The 14,539-nt window shown below is 72.1% G+C and carries 14 protein-coding genes; 6 read left to right on the forward strand and 8 right to left on the reverse strand.

All coding sequences use genetic code 11. The features are described 5' to 3' along the window. Positions 1-237 precede the first annotated feature (237 nt). Both AB0C46_RS33810 and AB0C46_RS33815 read right to left on the reverse strand, forming a co-directional pair. A complete protein-coding gene (locus AB0C46_RS33810) occupies positions 238-741 on the reverse strand; it encodes an ATP-binding protein (RefSeq protein ID WP_362832550.1) in 504 nt (167 codons plus the stop codon). A 170-nt stretch (positions 742-911) separates the two neighbouring features. Further along, complete coding sequence (locus AB0C46_RS33815) at positions 912-1,280, reverse strand: STAS domain-containing protein (RefSeq protein WP_362832552.1); 369 nt, start codon at positions 1,278-1,280, stop codon at positions 912-914. A 259-nt stretch (positions 1,281-1,539) separates the two neighbouring features. Here AB0C46_RS33815 and AB0C46_RS33820 point away from each other — a divergent pair, with 259 nt between their 5' ends. Then, complete coding sequence (locus tag AB0C46_RS33820; protein WP_362832642.1) at positions 1,540-2,478, forward strand: RNA polymerase sigma factor SigF; 939 nt, start codon at positions 1,540-1,542, stop codon at positions 2,476-2,478. 114 nt (positions 2,479-2,592) lie between these two features. Here AB0C46_RS33820 and AB0C46_RS33825 read toward each other — a convergent pair whose 3' ends face one another. The 6 genes from AB0C46_RS33825 to hutU form a co-directional block, all read right to left on the reverse strand. Further along, complete coding sequence (locus AB0C46_RS33825) at positions 2,593-3,225, reverse strand: SUKH-4 family immunity protein (RefSeq protein ID WP_362832644.1); 633 nt, start codon at positions 3,223-3,225, stop codon at positions 2,593-2,595. Between the two features lie 182 nt (positions 3,226-3,407). Continuing rightward, positions 3,408-3,920 (reverse strand): hypothetical protein, encoded by a 513-nt coding sequence (locus AB0C46_RS33830; protein ID WP_362832553.1) that lies wholly within the window; start codon positions 3,918-3,920, stop codon positions 3,408-3,410. Positions 3,921-3,980: 60 nt separating this feature from the next. Next, entirely contained in the window at positions 3,981-5,162 is a 1,182-nt protein-coding gene (hutI, locus tag AB0C46_RS33835; RefSeq protein ID WP_362832554.1) for an imidazolonepropionase, read from the reverse strand. Between the two features lie 17 nt (positions 5,163-5,179). Beyond that, entirely contained in the window at positions 5,180-6,535 is a 1,356-nt protein-coding gene (locus AB0C46_RS33840) for a formimidoylglutamate deiminase (RefSeq protein WP_362832555.1), read from the reverse strand. Then, positions 6,526-7,743 carry an allantoate amidohydrolase gene (locus AB0C46_RS33845; protein WP_362832646.1) on the reverse strand — a complete coding sequence of 406 codons (1,218 nt, stop codon included), beginning with the start codon at positions 7,741-7,743 and terminating at the stop codon, positions 6,526-6,528. The genes AB0C46_RS33840 and AB0C46_RS33845 overlap by 10 nt, the downstream gene beginning before the upstream one ends. Positions 7,744-7,760: 17 nt before the next feature. Continuing rightward, positions 7,761-9,425 carry a urocanate hydratase gene (hutU, locus tag AB0C46_RS33850; protein WP_362832556.1) on the reverse strand — a complete coding sequence of 555 codons (1,665 nt, stop codon included), beginning with the start codon at positions 9,423-9,425 and terminating at the stop codon, positions 7,761-7,763. A gap of 219 nt (positions 9,426-9,644) precedes the next feature. On the opposite strand from hutU, the gene AB0C46_RS33855 reads away from it, so the two are divergent. The 5 genes from AB0C46_RS33855 (at position 9,645) to AB0C46_RS33875 (ending at position 14,303) form a co-directional block, all read left to right on the forward strand. Further along, positions 9,645-10,151, forward strand: a complete 507-nt coding sequence (locus AB0C46_RS33855) for a hypothetical protein (RefSeq protein ID WP_362832558.1) — start codon at positions 9,645-9,647, stop codon at positions 10,149-10,151. Then, the gene (locus AB0C46_RS33860) at positions 10,148-10,534 is read left to right on the forward strand and encodes a transcriptional regulator (RefSeq protein ID WP_362832559.1); all 387 of its coding nucleotides are present in this window, start codon (positions 10,148-10,150) and stop codon (positions 10,532-10,534) included. Before AB0C46_RS33855 ends, AB0C46_RS33860 begins: the two co-directional genes overlap by 4 nt. A 101-nt stretch (positions 10,535-10,635) precedes the next feature. After that, positions 10,636-11,523, forward strand: coding sequence for an ABC transporter ATP-binding protein (locus AB0C46_RS33865; RefSeq protein ID WP_362832648.1), 888 nt, complete (start codon positions 10,636-10,638; stop codon positions 11,521-11,523). Beyond that, entirely contained in the window at positions 11,520-12,527 is a 1,008-nt protein-coding gene (locus AB0C46_RS33870) for an ABC transporter permease (protein ID WP_362832560.1), read from the forward strand. Before AB0C46_RS33865 ends, AB0C46_RS33870 begins: the two co-directional genes overlap by 4 nt. Before the next feature lie 441 nt (positions 12,528-12,968). Beyond that, positions 12,969-14,303 (forward strand): diaminopimelate decarboxylase, encoded by a 1,335-nt coding sequence (locus tag AB0C46_RS33875; protein ID WP_362832561.1) that lies wholly within the window; start codon positions 12,969-12,971, stop codon positions 14,301-14,303. The last annotated feature ends 236 nt before the right edge of the window (positions 14,304-14,539 follow it).

Here is a 14,539-nt window from a genome sequence, read left to right on the forward strand (position 1 = left end):
CTCCCGTGAGCGCACCGCCGAAAGTTACTGACGGCACATCAGATTGGCCGTCAAGGTACGCCGGGGACCTTGACGAGGGAAGGCAATGCACAGCCCCGATCGCTCCGGGCCCGGGGGCAGCGGGGAAAACCGGCCTGGAGCGCGGCAACCGGGAGGCGCCGAACGGCAGATTCCGGAAACGACGAAGCGCGGGCCCACCGGCCCGCGCTCAACTCTTCTCCGACGAAGCCGCCCCCTTCAGGACGGCGCGGCGAGCTCCGCCCATACGGTCTTGCCCGCACCATCGGCGTTGCGCACCACGCCCCAGTCCAGGCACAGCCGCTGCACGATGAACATGCCGTGCCCACCGGGGCGGCCCGGACGGTGCGGGCTGCGCGGCGCCGGTGAGCCCGCACCGAGGTCGCTGACCTCCAGGCGCAGCACTTTGGCGGTGCAGCGCAGTCGCAGCTCCTCCGGCCCCTCGGCATGCAGACAGGCGTTGGTGACCAGCTCCGAGACGACGAGCAGCACATCCTCCGCCGCGGCACGCTGGTCCGCGCCGCCCGCCGGCAGCCAGCCCCAGTCGTGCAGGGCCTGCCGGGCGAAGTCACGGCCACGCGCCACGGCCCCTCGGGTGCCCGCCAGGCGCAGCCGGCGGATCTGGCCTGCCGGGACGGCGGCAGCCGGGGCGGCGGCGGAAGCACCGGCGCCGCCCGACTCCGGGCCGAGATCGCCCGGCGGGTACGGCCGGGTGGTGCTCATCAGCGCTTCACCTCACCGATTCGCCTGTTCACGGAAAACAGATACTGACTGATTCAAGGATTCAGATGTCTCCTGCCCGACCGGACCGTGAGAACACCCACTTCTTGGGCACGGAAGTTGTGACACGTACTACGTGCCCGGAATGCAACGTTCCGGGCACCGCGGTCACGTCAGTCGGGCAGCGCCGCGTCGAGGGAGTCGTGGACCGTGAAGACCGCCTCCGCGCCCGTGATCTCGAAGACCCGGGCGACCACCGGCTGCATCCCCGCCAAGTGCACCCCGCCCCCCTCGGCCTCCGCCTTCAGGCGCGCGCCGAGCAGAACATTGAGACCGGTGGAGTCCATGAACTCAAGGGGTGAGCAGTCCACCACCAGGCGTGCATAGCCGTCGTCCACACAGCCTTCCAGTGACTCACGCAACAGATCAGCCGTATGGTGATCCAGCTCACCGGAGACCGTCACCACCGCGCTGGCGCCGTGATGGCGGATCTCGACGTGAAGCCGGCCCCGGCTTGCACTGCCGACCGTCCCGCGGTCCATGCGCGCGCACCCCTCTTGCTGTCTAGACGACTGTTTGCTTACGACTGCGCTCGTCGAACCCTACGCCTTCCTGACGCCTGCCGGTAGCCGAACAATCCGCATATTGCTCAATATACGGACAACACGCACTTGCCATCTTCGGGCAAAGCCAGGTAGGCGTAGAAGCACACATTCGAAACGGCCGGCTTTGGAGGCGCCGCACACCGCAGCTTCGCGTAGAGGCATCGGCAGCCATATGCCGAGAACGATGGAGGAGACCATGTCACCCCGGCTCGACGAATTGCGCACCGACGACACCCGGCAGCCCGCATCGTCGACACCCCCGTCCGACCCGACCGGACAGATCCCTGCCCAGCTGCTCCCTGCCGAATCAGAACTGGCAGGCATGCCTGAGGTCGACGATCTGCCTGAGATCCCGCCGTTCGACGAGGTGGGCCCGGTGGACGCGAGGGCTCTGTCCAAGACTCTCTTCGAGCGACTCGAGACGCTCGAAGAAGGCACGCACGAATTCGCGTACGTCCGCAACACTCTGGTCGAGCTCAACCTCGCCCTGGTGAAGTTCGCGGCCTCCCGGTTCCGCTCCCGCAGCGAGCCCATGGAGGACATCGTCCAGGTCGGCACGATCGGCCTGATCAAGGCGATCGACCGCTTCGAACTCAGCCGTGGCGTCGAGTTCCCGACGTTCGCCATGCCGACCATCGTCGGCGAGATCAAGCGATTCTTCCGCGACACCAGCTGGTCGGTGCGCGTACCGAGGCGGCTGCAGGAACTGCGCCTGGACCTCGCCAAGGCGGGCGATGAGCTCGCGCAGAAGCTGGACCGCGCCCCCACGGTGCACGAACTCGCCGACCGCCTCAGCATCACCCGTGACGAGGTCGTCGAGGGGATGGCCGCGAGCAACGCGTACACCGCGAGCTCGCTGGACGCCCAGCCCGAGGAGGACGACAGCGAAGGCGCGCTGGCGGACCGCATCGGCTACGAGGACCACGGGCTCGAGGGCATCGAGTACGTGGAGTCCCTCAAGCCGCTGATCGCCGAACTCCCGCCGCGCGACCGCAAGATCCTCTCGCTGCGCTTCGTCGCCAATATGACGCAGTCCGAGATCGGCGAGGAGCTGGGCATCTCCCAGATGCACGTCTCCCGTCTGCTCTCCCGCACCCTCGTCCGGCTCCGCAAGGGGCTGATGATCGACGAGTGAGGGACCCACGGTCCCTGCCGGCCACGGCCGGCAGCCGCCCGCGCGGAGGAGGGCCTGCCCCGGGATTGCCCGGGACGGGCCCTCCTCCGCTGCGGCAGCGCCGAACGGCACGCCCTACGGCAGCCAGAAGAGGTCACCGTCCCACTCGGTGATGGCCCAGGTGAAGTGGCTCCACAGCTCCCCCCGGGGAGTGTCCGGGGCGAACAGGCCCGGCGCGAGCGCGGCCATCTCCGCGGTGAACACCTCGGTCATGTCCGGCTCCCCGGGGTAGGGGGCCGACACGGCGCTCCCGTAGCGGCGCACGGCCTCCAGGCAACGGGTGAAGACCGCGAGGTTCGGCGCCAACTCCACCATGGCCGGGCCAGGCCCGCCGGACTCCGCAGGCGAAGCGGCGATGTGCACCGTCCCGTCACAGCGGTGCAGATACAGCGCGCCGTGGACGGAGCGGCCAAGGGCCGGCAGATCCGCCGCCACCATCCCGTCCGGCAGTCGCACCCCGGCCACCGCGCTCTCGTCCACCTCGGCCGGCTCGTCCTGCGGGCGCAACACGAAGTCGGCCTTGTAGGAGCGCCATTCCTCCGGCAGACCGACCTCGCGCAGGAAGGCCCGGGCGGCGGCGTCCGTGAGACCGGCGGGCAGCGCCTCCTCGGGGAACCGGACCACCGGGGTCGGCGCGAAGGCCGCGTCGACCCGCGAGGCGGTCAGTGGTTCCGCCGACGGCGGCACGAACGGCACCCGCCCCGGCATGCCCTCCTCGGCCGAGGTGTGGTCGATCCCGCCACGCGGCCAGTCACGCAGCACCACCGGGTCCGTTTCCAGGAGCGCGAGCCCATGGGCGTCCTGCTGGATCAGATGCCAGGTCCTGCCGTCCGGAGCCGGGAGCGGGTCGGCACAGGCCCAGGCCTCGGGTGCGGACAGCCGGAGATCGCTCAGGTCTTCGCCGTCCTCCCCGCAACGGCGGGGCAGCTCCGAGCGGCTGATGTCTCCGGCGGACGGCGCCGGGACCTCGTTGCCGGTCTCCAGATCCAGCCAGAGTCCGCGGTCGCCCGCGGTCTCGACGGCCAGCAGGGTCCGGCCGCGCACTCGTAGAACGCGGCCTCGTACTCCGACAGGCGCTCGGGCTGCGCCACACACCGCCCCGCCGGCCGCCACCACGCCCACACGGTCCGCCACGGCATGGCCGGCTCGGCGGCCGCGAGCCGTGCGGCGTACTCGTCGTGTCCCAGCATCGTCGCCGCGAAATGCAGCCAGGACGCGAACTCGGCAGGCGGCACCTGCGCGCCCCCGAAGATCGCCTCGGCCTGCTCGAACACCTCACGTCCGGTACTGCACACCCCGGCCGCCGCATCGAGATACGCCCGCACCGCCGCCCGATCGGCGGCCGGCAACCGCGCCGGATCGTCCAGCACGCCGTCGGACGGCCCACCCGCCTCGTTGCTCATGACCCCATGCTCGCAGCAGGGTCCGACAACCGAGGCGCGCGGACCGTCCGGTGACCGCCGTCAGACGAGAACGCCCTTGTGCCACACCGCAGATACGAGCGGGACGCCCGGCCGGTAGGCGAGGTGGACGTGCGACGGCGCGTCCAGGAGGGCGAGGTCGGCGCGGGCACCGGGGGTGATCCGGCCGACGTCCGTGCGGCGCAGTGCGCGGGCGCCGCCCGCGGTCGCCGCCCACACAGCCTCGTCGGGCGTCATGCCCATGTCGCGGACGGCCAGCGCGATGCAGAACGGCATCGAACTCGTGAAGGACGAGCCGGGGTTGCAGTCCGTGGACAGGGCGACGGTGGCGCCGGCGTCGAGCAGCGGACGGGCGTCGGGCCACTGGGCGCGGGTGGAGAACTCGGCGCCCGGGAGCAGGGTGGCGACGGTGTCGGACTGCGCGAGGGCGTCGATATCGGCCGGGCTGAGGTGGGTGCAGTGGTCGGCGGAGGCGGCGCCGAGTTCGACGGCGAGCTGAACGCCGGGGCCGTGGCCGAGCTGGTTGGCGTGCACCCGCGGCACCAGGCCCTTGGCCTTGCCCGCGGTGAGGACGGCGCGGGCCTGGTCGCCGTCGAAGGCGCCCTTCTCGCAGAAGACGTCGACCCAACGGGCGTGCGGGGCGCAGGCGTCCAGCATCGGGCCGGTGACGAGGTCGACATAGCCGGCCGGGTCGTCGGCGTAGTCGGGCGAGACGATGTGCGCGCCGAGGAAGGTGACCTCGTCGGTGTGCTCGGCGGCGATGCGCAGCGCGCGGGACTCGTCCTCGACGGTGAGCCCGTAGCCGGACTTGGTCTCCTGGGTGGTGGTGCCCTGGCGGAGCGCCTCGGCGAGGTAGCGGGCGATGTTGCGGTGCAGGGCCTCGTCGGTGGCGGCGCGGGTGGCGGCGACGGTGGTGCGGATACCGCCGGCGGAGTAAGGGCGGCCGGACATCCGGGCGTTGAACTCCGCGGTACGGTCACCGGCGAAGACCAGGTGGGAGTGGGAGTCGACGAAGCCGGGGAGGCCTGCCCGGCCGCCGGCGTCGACGGCGTTGTCAGTGGCGGGTGCTTTGCTGGATGCACCGACCCAGGCGATGCGGTCGCCGTCGATGACGACCGCTGCGTCCTGGATCAGACCGAGGGGGCCTTCGCCGAGGGAGGGGTCGTTGGTGACGAGCTGGGCGATGTGGGTGATGGCGGTGGTCGGCGCTGAGGTCGTCGTCATCGCGGGGGTGTTCTCCTTCAGCCGCGTACCGCGGCGATGGATGCGGCGAGGGCGGTGGGTACGTCGGGGACAAGAGTGTGCACACCGTCCCGGACGATCTGCCGGCCGCCGACGATGGTGTGTCGTACGTCCGCCGCGGAGGCGGCGAATACGGCCGTTTCGGCGGCCAGCCGGGGCAGTGGTCCGGCGGTGCGTACGGAGTCCAGTGCGATCGTGGTGAGGTCGGCGAGCGCCCCCGCTTCGAGGGTGCCGGCGTCGTCCCAGCCCAGGGCGGCGTGGCCGTCGGCGGTGGCGGCGCGCAGCAGGGCGGCGGCCGTCCAGTGCCCGCGGGTGCGGGTGCGCAGCCGTTCGTCGAGCTCCATGGCGCGGGCCTCTTCGAGCAGGTCGATGACGGCGTGGCTGTCGCTGCCGAGGGAGAGCGGGCTGCCGCGGCCCTGGAGCTGGGCGGCCGGGCCGATGCCGTCGGCGAGGTCGCGTTCGGTGGTGGGGCACATGCACACGCCCGTTTGGGAGCTGCCGAGGAGCGCGATGTCCTCACCGGTGAGGTGGGTGGCGTGCACGGCGGTGGTGCGGGGGCCCAGTGCGCCGTGGTCGGCCAGCAGTTGTGTGGGGGTGACGCCATGGGCGTCGCGGCAGGCGTCGTTCTCGGCGGTCTGCTCCGAGAGGTGGACGTGCAGGGGCGCCTGCCGTTCGCGGGCCCAGTCCGCGACGGTGCCGAGCTGCCCGGCGGGGACGGCGCGTACGGAGTGGATGGCGGCGCCGATCCGGGCGTGTGCGCGCTCCTTGAGTGCGTCGGCGCGCTGGGCCCAGCGGTCGGCGGTGCCGTCGGAGAAGCGCAGCTGGTGGTGGTTGGGCGGGGCACCGAAGCCGGCCGAGAGATAGGCGGTGTCGAGCAGGGTGATGCGGATACCGGCCTCGGCGGCGGCGGAGAGCAGTGCCTCGCCCATGGCGTTGGGGTCGTTGTAGCGGGTGCCGCCGGGCGCGTGGTGCAGATAGTGGAATTCGCCGACGCAGGTGATGCCGGCCAGCGCCATCTCGGCGTAGGCGGCGCGGGCGAGGGCGTAATAGGTGTCGGGGGTCAGCCGGTCGGCGACGCTGTACATGATCTCGCGCCAGGTCCAGAAGGTCCCGGTGCCGACCTGGACGGTGCCGCGAAGGGCGCGGTGGAAGGCGTGCGAGTGGGCGTTGGCGAGACCGGGGAGGGTCAGGCCGCGCAGCGCGGTGGCGCCGGGCGGCGGGGTGTCCGCCCCGGTGCGGACGGCGGTGATCCGTCCGTCCGCGATGTCCACGGCCACGCCCGGCTCGACATGAGTGCCGAGCCAGGCGTGTTCGAGCCAGTACGTCGTCGGTGTTGCCTGCGGCGTCAGCGGCACGCCAGCCCCTCCAGTACGTCGGCGAGTGCGGTGACCCCGGCGACGCAGTCGTCCTCGTCCGCCGCTTCGGCGGGTGAGTGCGAGACCCCGGTGGGGTTGCGGACGAACAGCATCGCGGTGGGGACGGTGCCGGACAAAATACCGGCGTCATGCCCGGCTCCGGTGCCCAGGACGGGCACGGCCCGCTCCCCCGTCTTGCCGAGGATCGCGCTCAGCTCGTCCCGCAGGGCGTGCTGGAACTCCACGACGGGGGTGAAGGATTCGCGTACGACGGTCAGGTCCACCCCGTCGCGGGCGGCGCGCTCGGCGGCGGCCCGCTCGATCCCGTTGATCACGGTGTCGAGGGTGTCCTGGTCGGGGGCGCGGGAGTCCAGCCAGCCGCGGACCAGCGAGGGGATGGCGTTGACGCCGTTCGGCTCCACCCTGATCTTCCCGAAGGTGGCCAGGGCTCCGGCCAGCCGGGCCTGCTCGCGGGCGGCGAGCACGGTCGCGGCATAGCTGAGCATCGGGTCCCGGCGGTCGTCGAGACGGGTGGTGCCGGCGTGGTTGGCCTCGCCGTGGAAGTCGAACCGCCAGCGGCCGTGCGGCCAGATGGCGGAGGCGATACCGACCGGGTCGCCGGACAGGTCCAGGGCACGTCCCTGCTCGACGTGGAGTTCGACGAACGCACCGATCCGGGCGAGCCGTTCGGGGTCCGGGCCGATGGCCCCGGGGTCGTGTCCGGCGCGCTCCATGGCCTGCGGGAGGGTGATGCCGTCGCCGTCGCGCAGCTGGTGCGCGGCCTCGGTGGTCAGCGCCCCGGCGGCGAGCCGGGAGCCGACGCAGGCCAGGCCGAAGCGGGCGCCTTCCTCGTCGCCGAAGTTGACGATCGCCAGTGGCTTGTCGAACTCCGCTCCCCTCCCGCGGAGTTCGTCCAGCGCGGCGAACGAGGAGACCACACCCAGCGGGCCGTCGAAGGCGCCACCGTCCGGTACGGAGTCCAGGTGGGAGCCGGTGACGACGGCGTTGCCGGGGGCCACGTCCTGGTAGCCGGTGGCGCCGAGCCAGGCCCACTGGTTGCCGTTGCGGTCCAGTTCGTAGGTGAGTCCGCGGGCCTCGGCCTGGGCCCGGAACCACGCGCGGCAGTCGGTGTCGGCGCCGGTCCAGGCGTAGCGGCGGTAGCCCCCGGAGGAGGAGTCGCGGCCGAGGGGCCGCAACTCCTCCCACATCTCGTGGAACGAGGCGGTCACGCGCCCTCGCCTTCGCGCATCGGGATGCGGACGCCGCGCTCGGCGGCCACCTCGTCGGCGCGCTCGTAGCCCGCGTCGACATGCCGGATGACGCCCATGCCGGGGTCGTTGGTGAGCACCCGGCGGATCTTCTCGCCGGCCAGCGCCGTGCCGTCGGCGACGGTGACCTGCCCGGCGTGGATCGAGCGGCCCATGCCGACGCCGCCGCCGTGGTGCAGCGAGACCCAGGAGGCGCCGGAGGCGACGTTGACCATGGCGTTGAGCAGCGGCCAGTCGGCGATCGCGTCCGAGCCGTCCTTCATGGCCTCGGTCTCGCGGTAGGGCGAGGCGACGGAGCCGCAGTCGAGGTGATCACGGCCGATGGCCAGCGGGGCGCGCAGGGTGCCGTCGGCGACCATCTCGTTGAACCGCTCACCGGCCTTGTCGCGCTCGCCGTAGCCCAGCCAGCAGATCCGGGCGGGCAGGCCCTGGAAGTGGACCCGCTCACCGGCCAGCTTGATCCAGCGGGCCAGCGACTCGTTCTCCGGGAAGAGATCGAGGATCGCCTTGTCGGTCGCGGCGATGTCCCGGGCGTCGCCGGACAGCGCGGCCCAGCGGAACGGCCCCTTGCCTTCGGCGAACAGTGGCCGGATATAGGCGGGAACGAAGCCGGGGAAGGCGAAGGCGCGCTCATATCCGGCGAGTTGGGCCTCGCCGCGGATCGAGTTGCCGTAGTCGAAGACCTCGGCGCCGGCGTCCATGAAGCCGACCATGGCCTCGACGTGCCGGGCCATCGACTCGCGCGCCCGCTGGGTGAAGTCGGCGGGCTTCTCCGCCGCGTACGCGGCCATGTCGTCGAAGTCGATGCCGACGGGCAGGTAGGCCAGCGGGTCGTGGGCGCTGGTCTGGTCGGTGACGATGTCGATCGGCGCGCCCTCGGCGAGCATCTGCGGCAGCAGCTCGGCGGCGTTGCCGAGCAGGCCGATGGAGAGCGGCTTGCGCCGGTCACGGGCCTCGACGGCGAGTTCGAGGGCGTGCTTGAGGCTGTCCGCCTTCACGTCCAGGTAGCGGTGCTCGATCCGGCGCTCGATGGCGCGCGGGTCGACGTCGATGCAGAGGGCGACGCCGTCGTTCATGGTGACGGCGAGCGGCTGGGCGCCGCCCATGCCGCCGAGGCCGGCGGTGAGCGTGATCGTCCCGGCGAGCGTGCCGTTGAACTTCTTCGCCGCGACGGCCGCGAAGGTCTCGTAGGTGCCCTGGAGGATGCCCTGGGTGCCGATGTAGATCCACGAACCGGCGGTCATCTGCCCGTACATGGTCAGGCCGAGGGCCTCCAGGCGGCGGAACTCCTCCCAGTTGGCCCAGTCGCCGACGAGGTTGGAGTTGGCGATGAGCACCCGCGGTGCCCATTCGTGCGTCTGCATCACGCCGACCGGCCTGCCGGACTGGACGAGCATCGTCTCGTCCTGCTTGAGCGTGGTGAGCGTGCGCACCATCGCGTCGAACGAGCGCCAGTCACGCGCGGCCTTGCCCGTACCGCCGTAGACGACGAGCTGGTCCGGATGTTCGGCCACCTCCGGATCGAGGTTGTTCTGCAGCATGCGCAGCGCGGCTTCCTGCTGCCATCCCCGAGCACTCAGCTCCGTTCCGCGCGGTGCCCGCACGGGTCGCGGTCCCGACATGGGCCGTGCCTCCCTGACGTCGATTGGATTGAGCTATTCACATATTGGGGTTGATGAATAGCGCTAGTCAACAGGGCACGGTGAGCCACTCGCGGCGAGCCGCACGAACCGGCCGGCCCGGCCGGAATTTTTTACTTGCCCACTGGGAAAGTCTGCGCTAACTTTCCCAGTAGGCAAGTCAACGGGGCTCAGCTCGACCGCCTTGGGGAGGCGATGACCATGACCACGACTGTGGATGCCGAACAGGCCTGGCAGGATCTGCAGCGCATCCGGGTCCCGCAGGAGCGGGTGTACGACGAGATCGAGAGAACGGCCCAGGGCGACACCGGGGCGACGTACACCACCGCCGCCGCCATGTGGGTGTTCCTCGCCGTCTCCGGCCTGGATCTGCCCAGGTGGGCCTTCTGGCTGGTGCTGACCGCCTACCTCACCGTGCTGGGCGCCCTGGCCGTCGTCTACAACCGCCGGACGCGGGTGCGGCTGCACCGCTCGCGCCACAGCTGGCGGTCGTTCGCGACCTTCTTCGCGGGCGCGGCGGTGACCCTCGTGGCCATCGTGCTCTCCGGCCGTCTGGTCGACTGGCTGGCGCTGCCGCTCGGCAGCCTGATCCAGGCCACGATCTCGGCGGGCACCTTCCTGCTCTTCGTCGGCCCGGCGAACCGCTGGGCGGTCAGTACGCTCCGCGACCGGGGCGGCAGGGCCGCCCACGGGGAGGCCGCCCGATGAGCACCCCGAGCGGCTTCGACGAACTGATCCACCCCTCGACCCGGCTGTCCGTGGTGGCGCTGCTCGCCGCCACGGAATGGGCCGGCTTCCCCTTCATCCGCGACAGCCTCTCGCTCAGCGACTCCGCGCTCTCCAAGCAGCTGCACACCTTGGAAGAGGCCGGATATCTGGAGATCCACAAGGAAGGCGGCGGCCGCAAACGCCGCACCAAGGTACGGCTGACGGCCCGCGGCCGGACCGCCTTCGAGGGGCATGTGGCCGCGCTCCGCGCCATCGTCGAGGGGGCGGGGCCCGCCGCGGCGCCCGCACCGGCGCCGGAGGCCGCCGCAGCGACGGCAGCAGACTCCCAGCAACCGCACCACCACGCGAAGGCGGGCCGATGACGACGACCGACCACCAGCCCGCAGACCCGGCCACGGCGGCTCCGGCCCCCACGGGCCCCCGCGCACCGCGCCAACCGGTCATCCGGGTGCGCGACTTGAGGATGTCGTACGGCAGCAGGCACGTCCTGCACGGCATCGACCTGGACATCCACCGCGGCGAGATCTTCGCGCTGCTCGGTCCCAACGGAGCCGGAAAGACCACCACCGTCGAGATCCTGGAGGGCTTCCGGCAGCGCTCCGCAGGCGAGGCCGGTGTCCTGGGCACGGACCCGGCGCGCGGCGACGACGCCTGGCGCGCGCGGATCGGCCTGGTCCTGCAGTCCTGGCGCGACCACCGCCGCTGGCAGGTCGCCGAGCTGCTGACGCACTTCGCCACCTACTACCCGCGTCCGCGCGACCCGGCCGAACTGCTCGCCCTGGTGGGCCTCACCGAGCAGGCCGGTCAGCAGGTCGACCGGCTGTCCGGTGGCCAGCGCCGCCGTCTGGACGTCGCCCTCGCCATCGTCGGCCGCCCCGAACTCCTCTTCCTGGACGAGCCGACGACCGGCTTCGACCCCGAGGCCCGGCGCGACTTCCATTACTTGGTCGAACGGCTCGCCCGCGACGAGGGCGTCACGATCCTGCTCACCACCCACGATCTGGCCGAGGCCGAACGGCTGGCCGACCGTATAGCGATGCTGGTCAACGGCCGGATCCGGGCCCACGGCACCCCGTCGGAACTGGCCCGGAGGGCCGCCGCCCAGGCCGAGGTCCGCTGGACCGCACCGGACGGTACGGCCCGGCGGGAACGGACCGAGGACCCGTCCCAACTGGTGTGGGAACTCCACCGGGAGACAGGGGGACCGGTCGCCGACCTAGAGGTCCGGCGGCCGACGCTGGAGGACACCTATCTGCACATGGTCCACCGGGACCACGGGGACGGCGCCGGCACCGGGACCACGGGCGCGAGCGAGGCCGGGGCCTCGGACGGGGAGGAGCAAGCCGCATGAGGGGGACCGAAGTGACAAGCGCTACAGCGGAGACAGCGGCGACAAAGCCGACCGACGGGGGCGACACCACGGACACGACGCACACGACGGGCACCACCGGCACGGTCCGCACGACCGGCGCGGCGACACCGGAGGCCGCCGCACCGCACCCCCGCCGCCGCTACTGGCGCGCCGGAGTCCTGCGCGGCGGAATCGAGCTGCGCCATCTCCTGCGCAACCCCAAGGAGTTGAGCGGCCATCTGGTCAATGTCGTCGTCGCGCTGGTGCTCGCCGGCTACATCAGTGACAAGGTGCCCGGCACCCAGGTCCCGATGGCCCATCTGACGCTCTCGGGCTTCGCCGCCTATCTGCTGTTGCAGATCGGGCTGGTCAATCTCCCGCAGATTCTGGTGACCGAGCGCGAGGAGGGCGCTCTGCTGCGGCTACGCGCCACCCCGGGCGGCATACCGGCCTATCTCGTCGCCAAGTCGCTGCTGGTGGTCGCGATGGCGTTCGGCACGCTGGTCCTCCTGCTGGGAACGGCCGCGCTGCTGGTGGACGGCCCCCTGCCGCACGGGCCGGGAGGCTGGCTGACGCTGTTGTGGGTCAGTGCGCTGGGACTGCTCGCCGTCGTACCGCTGGGAGCGGCCATCGGCGCCGTGCTGCCGAACCCGCGTGAGGCGCTGGCGCTGATCATGCTGCCCGTCATGGCGCTGCTGATCACCTCGGGGGCGATGTTCCCGCTCGGCTCGCTGCCCGCGGTGGTCCAGAAGATCGCCTCCGTCTTCCCGCTCAAGTGGATGGCGCAGGGCCTGCGCTCGGCCCTCCTGCCGGACGCCGCCCGCGCCGCGGAACCGGCCGGCTCCTGGGAGCTGCCGACAGTGGCCCTGATACTCACCGCCTGGGCCATCCTCGGCTTCCTCCTCGCCGTCCCCCTCCTCCGCCGCGCCGCCCGCCGCGAGTCCGGCTCCCGCCTCACCGAACGCCACCGCAAGGCGGGACTGAGCGGAGGCGGGGCCGCCTGAGGAAGGGGCGGGCTGCCTGAGGAAGAGGCAGGCCAGGCAAAGCAGGCTGCCTGGCCTGGGCCGGACGGTCCGAGCCAGGGCGGCCGGCCCGGTGCGGTTCGGTGTGGTCCGGTGCGGTGCGGTCCGGTGACCCGAGGCGAGGACGGGCCCGAGGCCAGGACTGGCGGCCAGGACGGGCCCGAGGCCAGGGCGGGCGGCAAGGACTGGCACCCGCGCCAGGGCCCCACGTCAGGCCCCACGCCAGAGCCGGCCCGTAGCGAGAACCGGCCCAAAACCAGAGCTGGTCCAAACCAAGAACTGGCCCCCAACAGGGCCGGTAAGCAGTCTGACCAGCGCCTTCTCTCCCACACCCGCCCCGCACCCGACCTGCTCCATCCCCACTCCGTCCCCGCCCCCGGTATGCGTTGGCGTGATACCCCCAGCCAATGATGGAGTTGTCCCATGACGTTCACGGACCGAGACCGAGCCGTAGAGGCAGCCGTTGCGCGGGGGCTGGTGGGTCCCCGCGAGCCCGTGGCCGGGCTGCTGGACATTGCCGGGATCCGGCGTTCGGCAGGTGAACTCCGCGCCGCTTTCGAGGAGTTCACCGCTCCGGGCACCCCGGTTCTGCACGCCTTCGCGGTGAAGGCCGCCTCGCTCGTACCCGTACTGCAGCTGCTCGCGCAGGAAGGGCTCGGCTGTGAGGTGGCCAGCCCCGGTGAGCTGGCGCTGGCCCGTGCCGCCGGGGTGCCGGTCGCGCGGACCGTCCTGGACTCACCCGCCAAGACCCTCCCCGAGCTGCGTGAGGCGCTGGCCCTCGGGATCGCCGTCAATGCCGACAACCCCGAGGAACTGGCGCGGATCGACGCGCTGATGGCCTCCGCGCCGAGCACCGCGCCCATCGGCCTGCGGGTCAATCCGCAGGTCGGCGGCGGCACCATCGGGGCGATGAGCACCGCCACCGACACTTCCAAGTTCGGTGTCGCGCTGCGCGACGAGGGCGCCCGCGAGTGGGTCGTACGCGCCTTCCTCGCCCGCCCGTGGCTGACCCGGCTGCATGCCCATGTCGGATCCCAGGGCATGCCGCTGGAGCTGATGGCGGCGGGCGTACAGGCCCTGTACCTGCTGGCCGAGGAGATCAACGAGAAGGCCGGCCGGCGCCAGATCGACACCCTCGACATCGGCGGCGGCCTGCCGGTGAACTTCTCCTCCGACGCCCACACCCCGACCTACCGCGAGTACGCCGCGCTGCTCCACTCGGCCGTCCCCGGTCTGCTGTCCGGACGCTACGGCCTCGTCACCGAGTTCGGCCGCTCACTGCTGGCCAAGCACGGCACGGTGCTCGCCCGCGTCGAGTACGCGAAGTCGGCAGGCGGCCGGCCGATCGCGGTCACCCACGCCGGCGCCCAGGTCGCGACCCGTACGGTCTTCGTCCCCGAGGCCTGGCCGATCCGGATCGCCGCCTACGACGCCGGAGGGCGCCCCAAGACGGGCGCGCCGGTCGCCCAGGACGTCGCGGGGCCGTGCTGCTTCGCGGGTGACCTGGTCGCCGAGAACCGTCCGCTCCCCCTCCTGGAGGCCGGCGACCATGCCGCGCTCCTGGACACCGGCGCGTACTACTTCTCCACCCACTTCGCCTACAACTCCCTCCCCCGCCCCGGGATTTACGGCTATGCGCCGGACCCGGACGGCACCGTTCGCTTCGCGACCATCCGTACCCCGCAGACCCTGGAGGATCTCACCGCGGAGAGCGGCGCGGCACACGCGGAGGCGCTGGGCGACCTCGGGCGGCCGTAGCCGGGCCGGCCGCCAGCCCGGCCGTCCGCCCGGCCAGTCCCGGCACCAGCGCCCCGATCCCCGCGGCCAGCAGCCCCGGCCACCACAGCCACCCGGCCGGTGCCCGCACCACCACCGCCACCCGCGCCAGCGCATCCGCCCCACGCCCCACGACAGACCTCCTCGCCCCGAGACCGCTACGTCCCGCCCGAGACCGCTACGCCCTGCCCGTCCGGACCTGGTCGGCACCTGGCCGG

It is taken from the genome of Streptomyces sp. NPDC048637, assembly GCF_040650675.1.
Classification (GTDB): Bacteria; Actinomycetota; Actinomycetes; order Streptomycetales; family Streptomycetaceae; genus Streptomyces.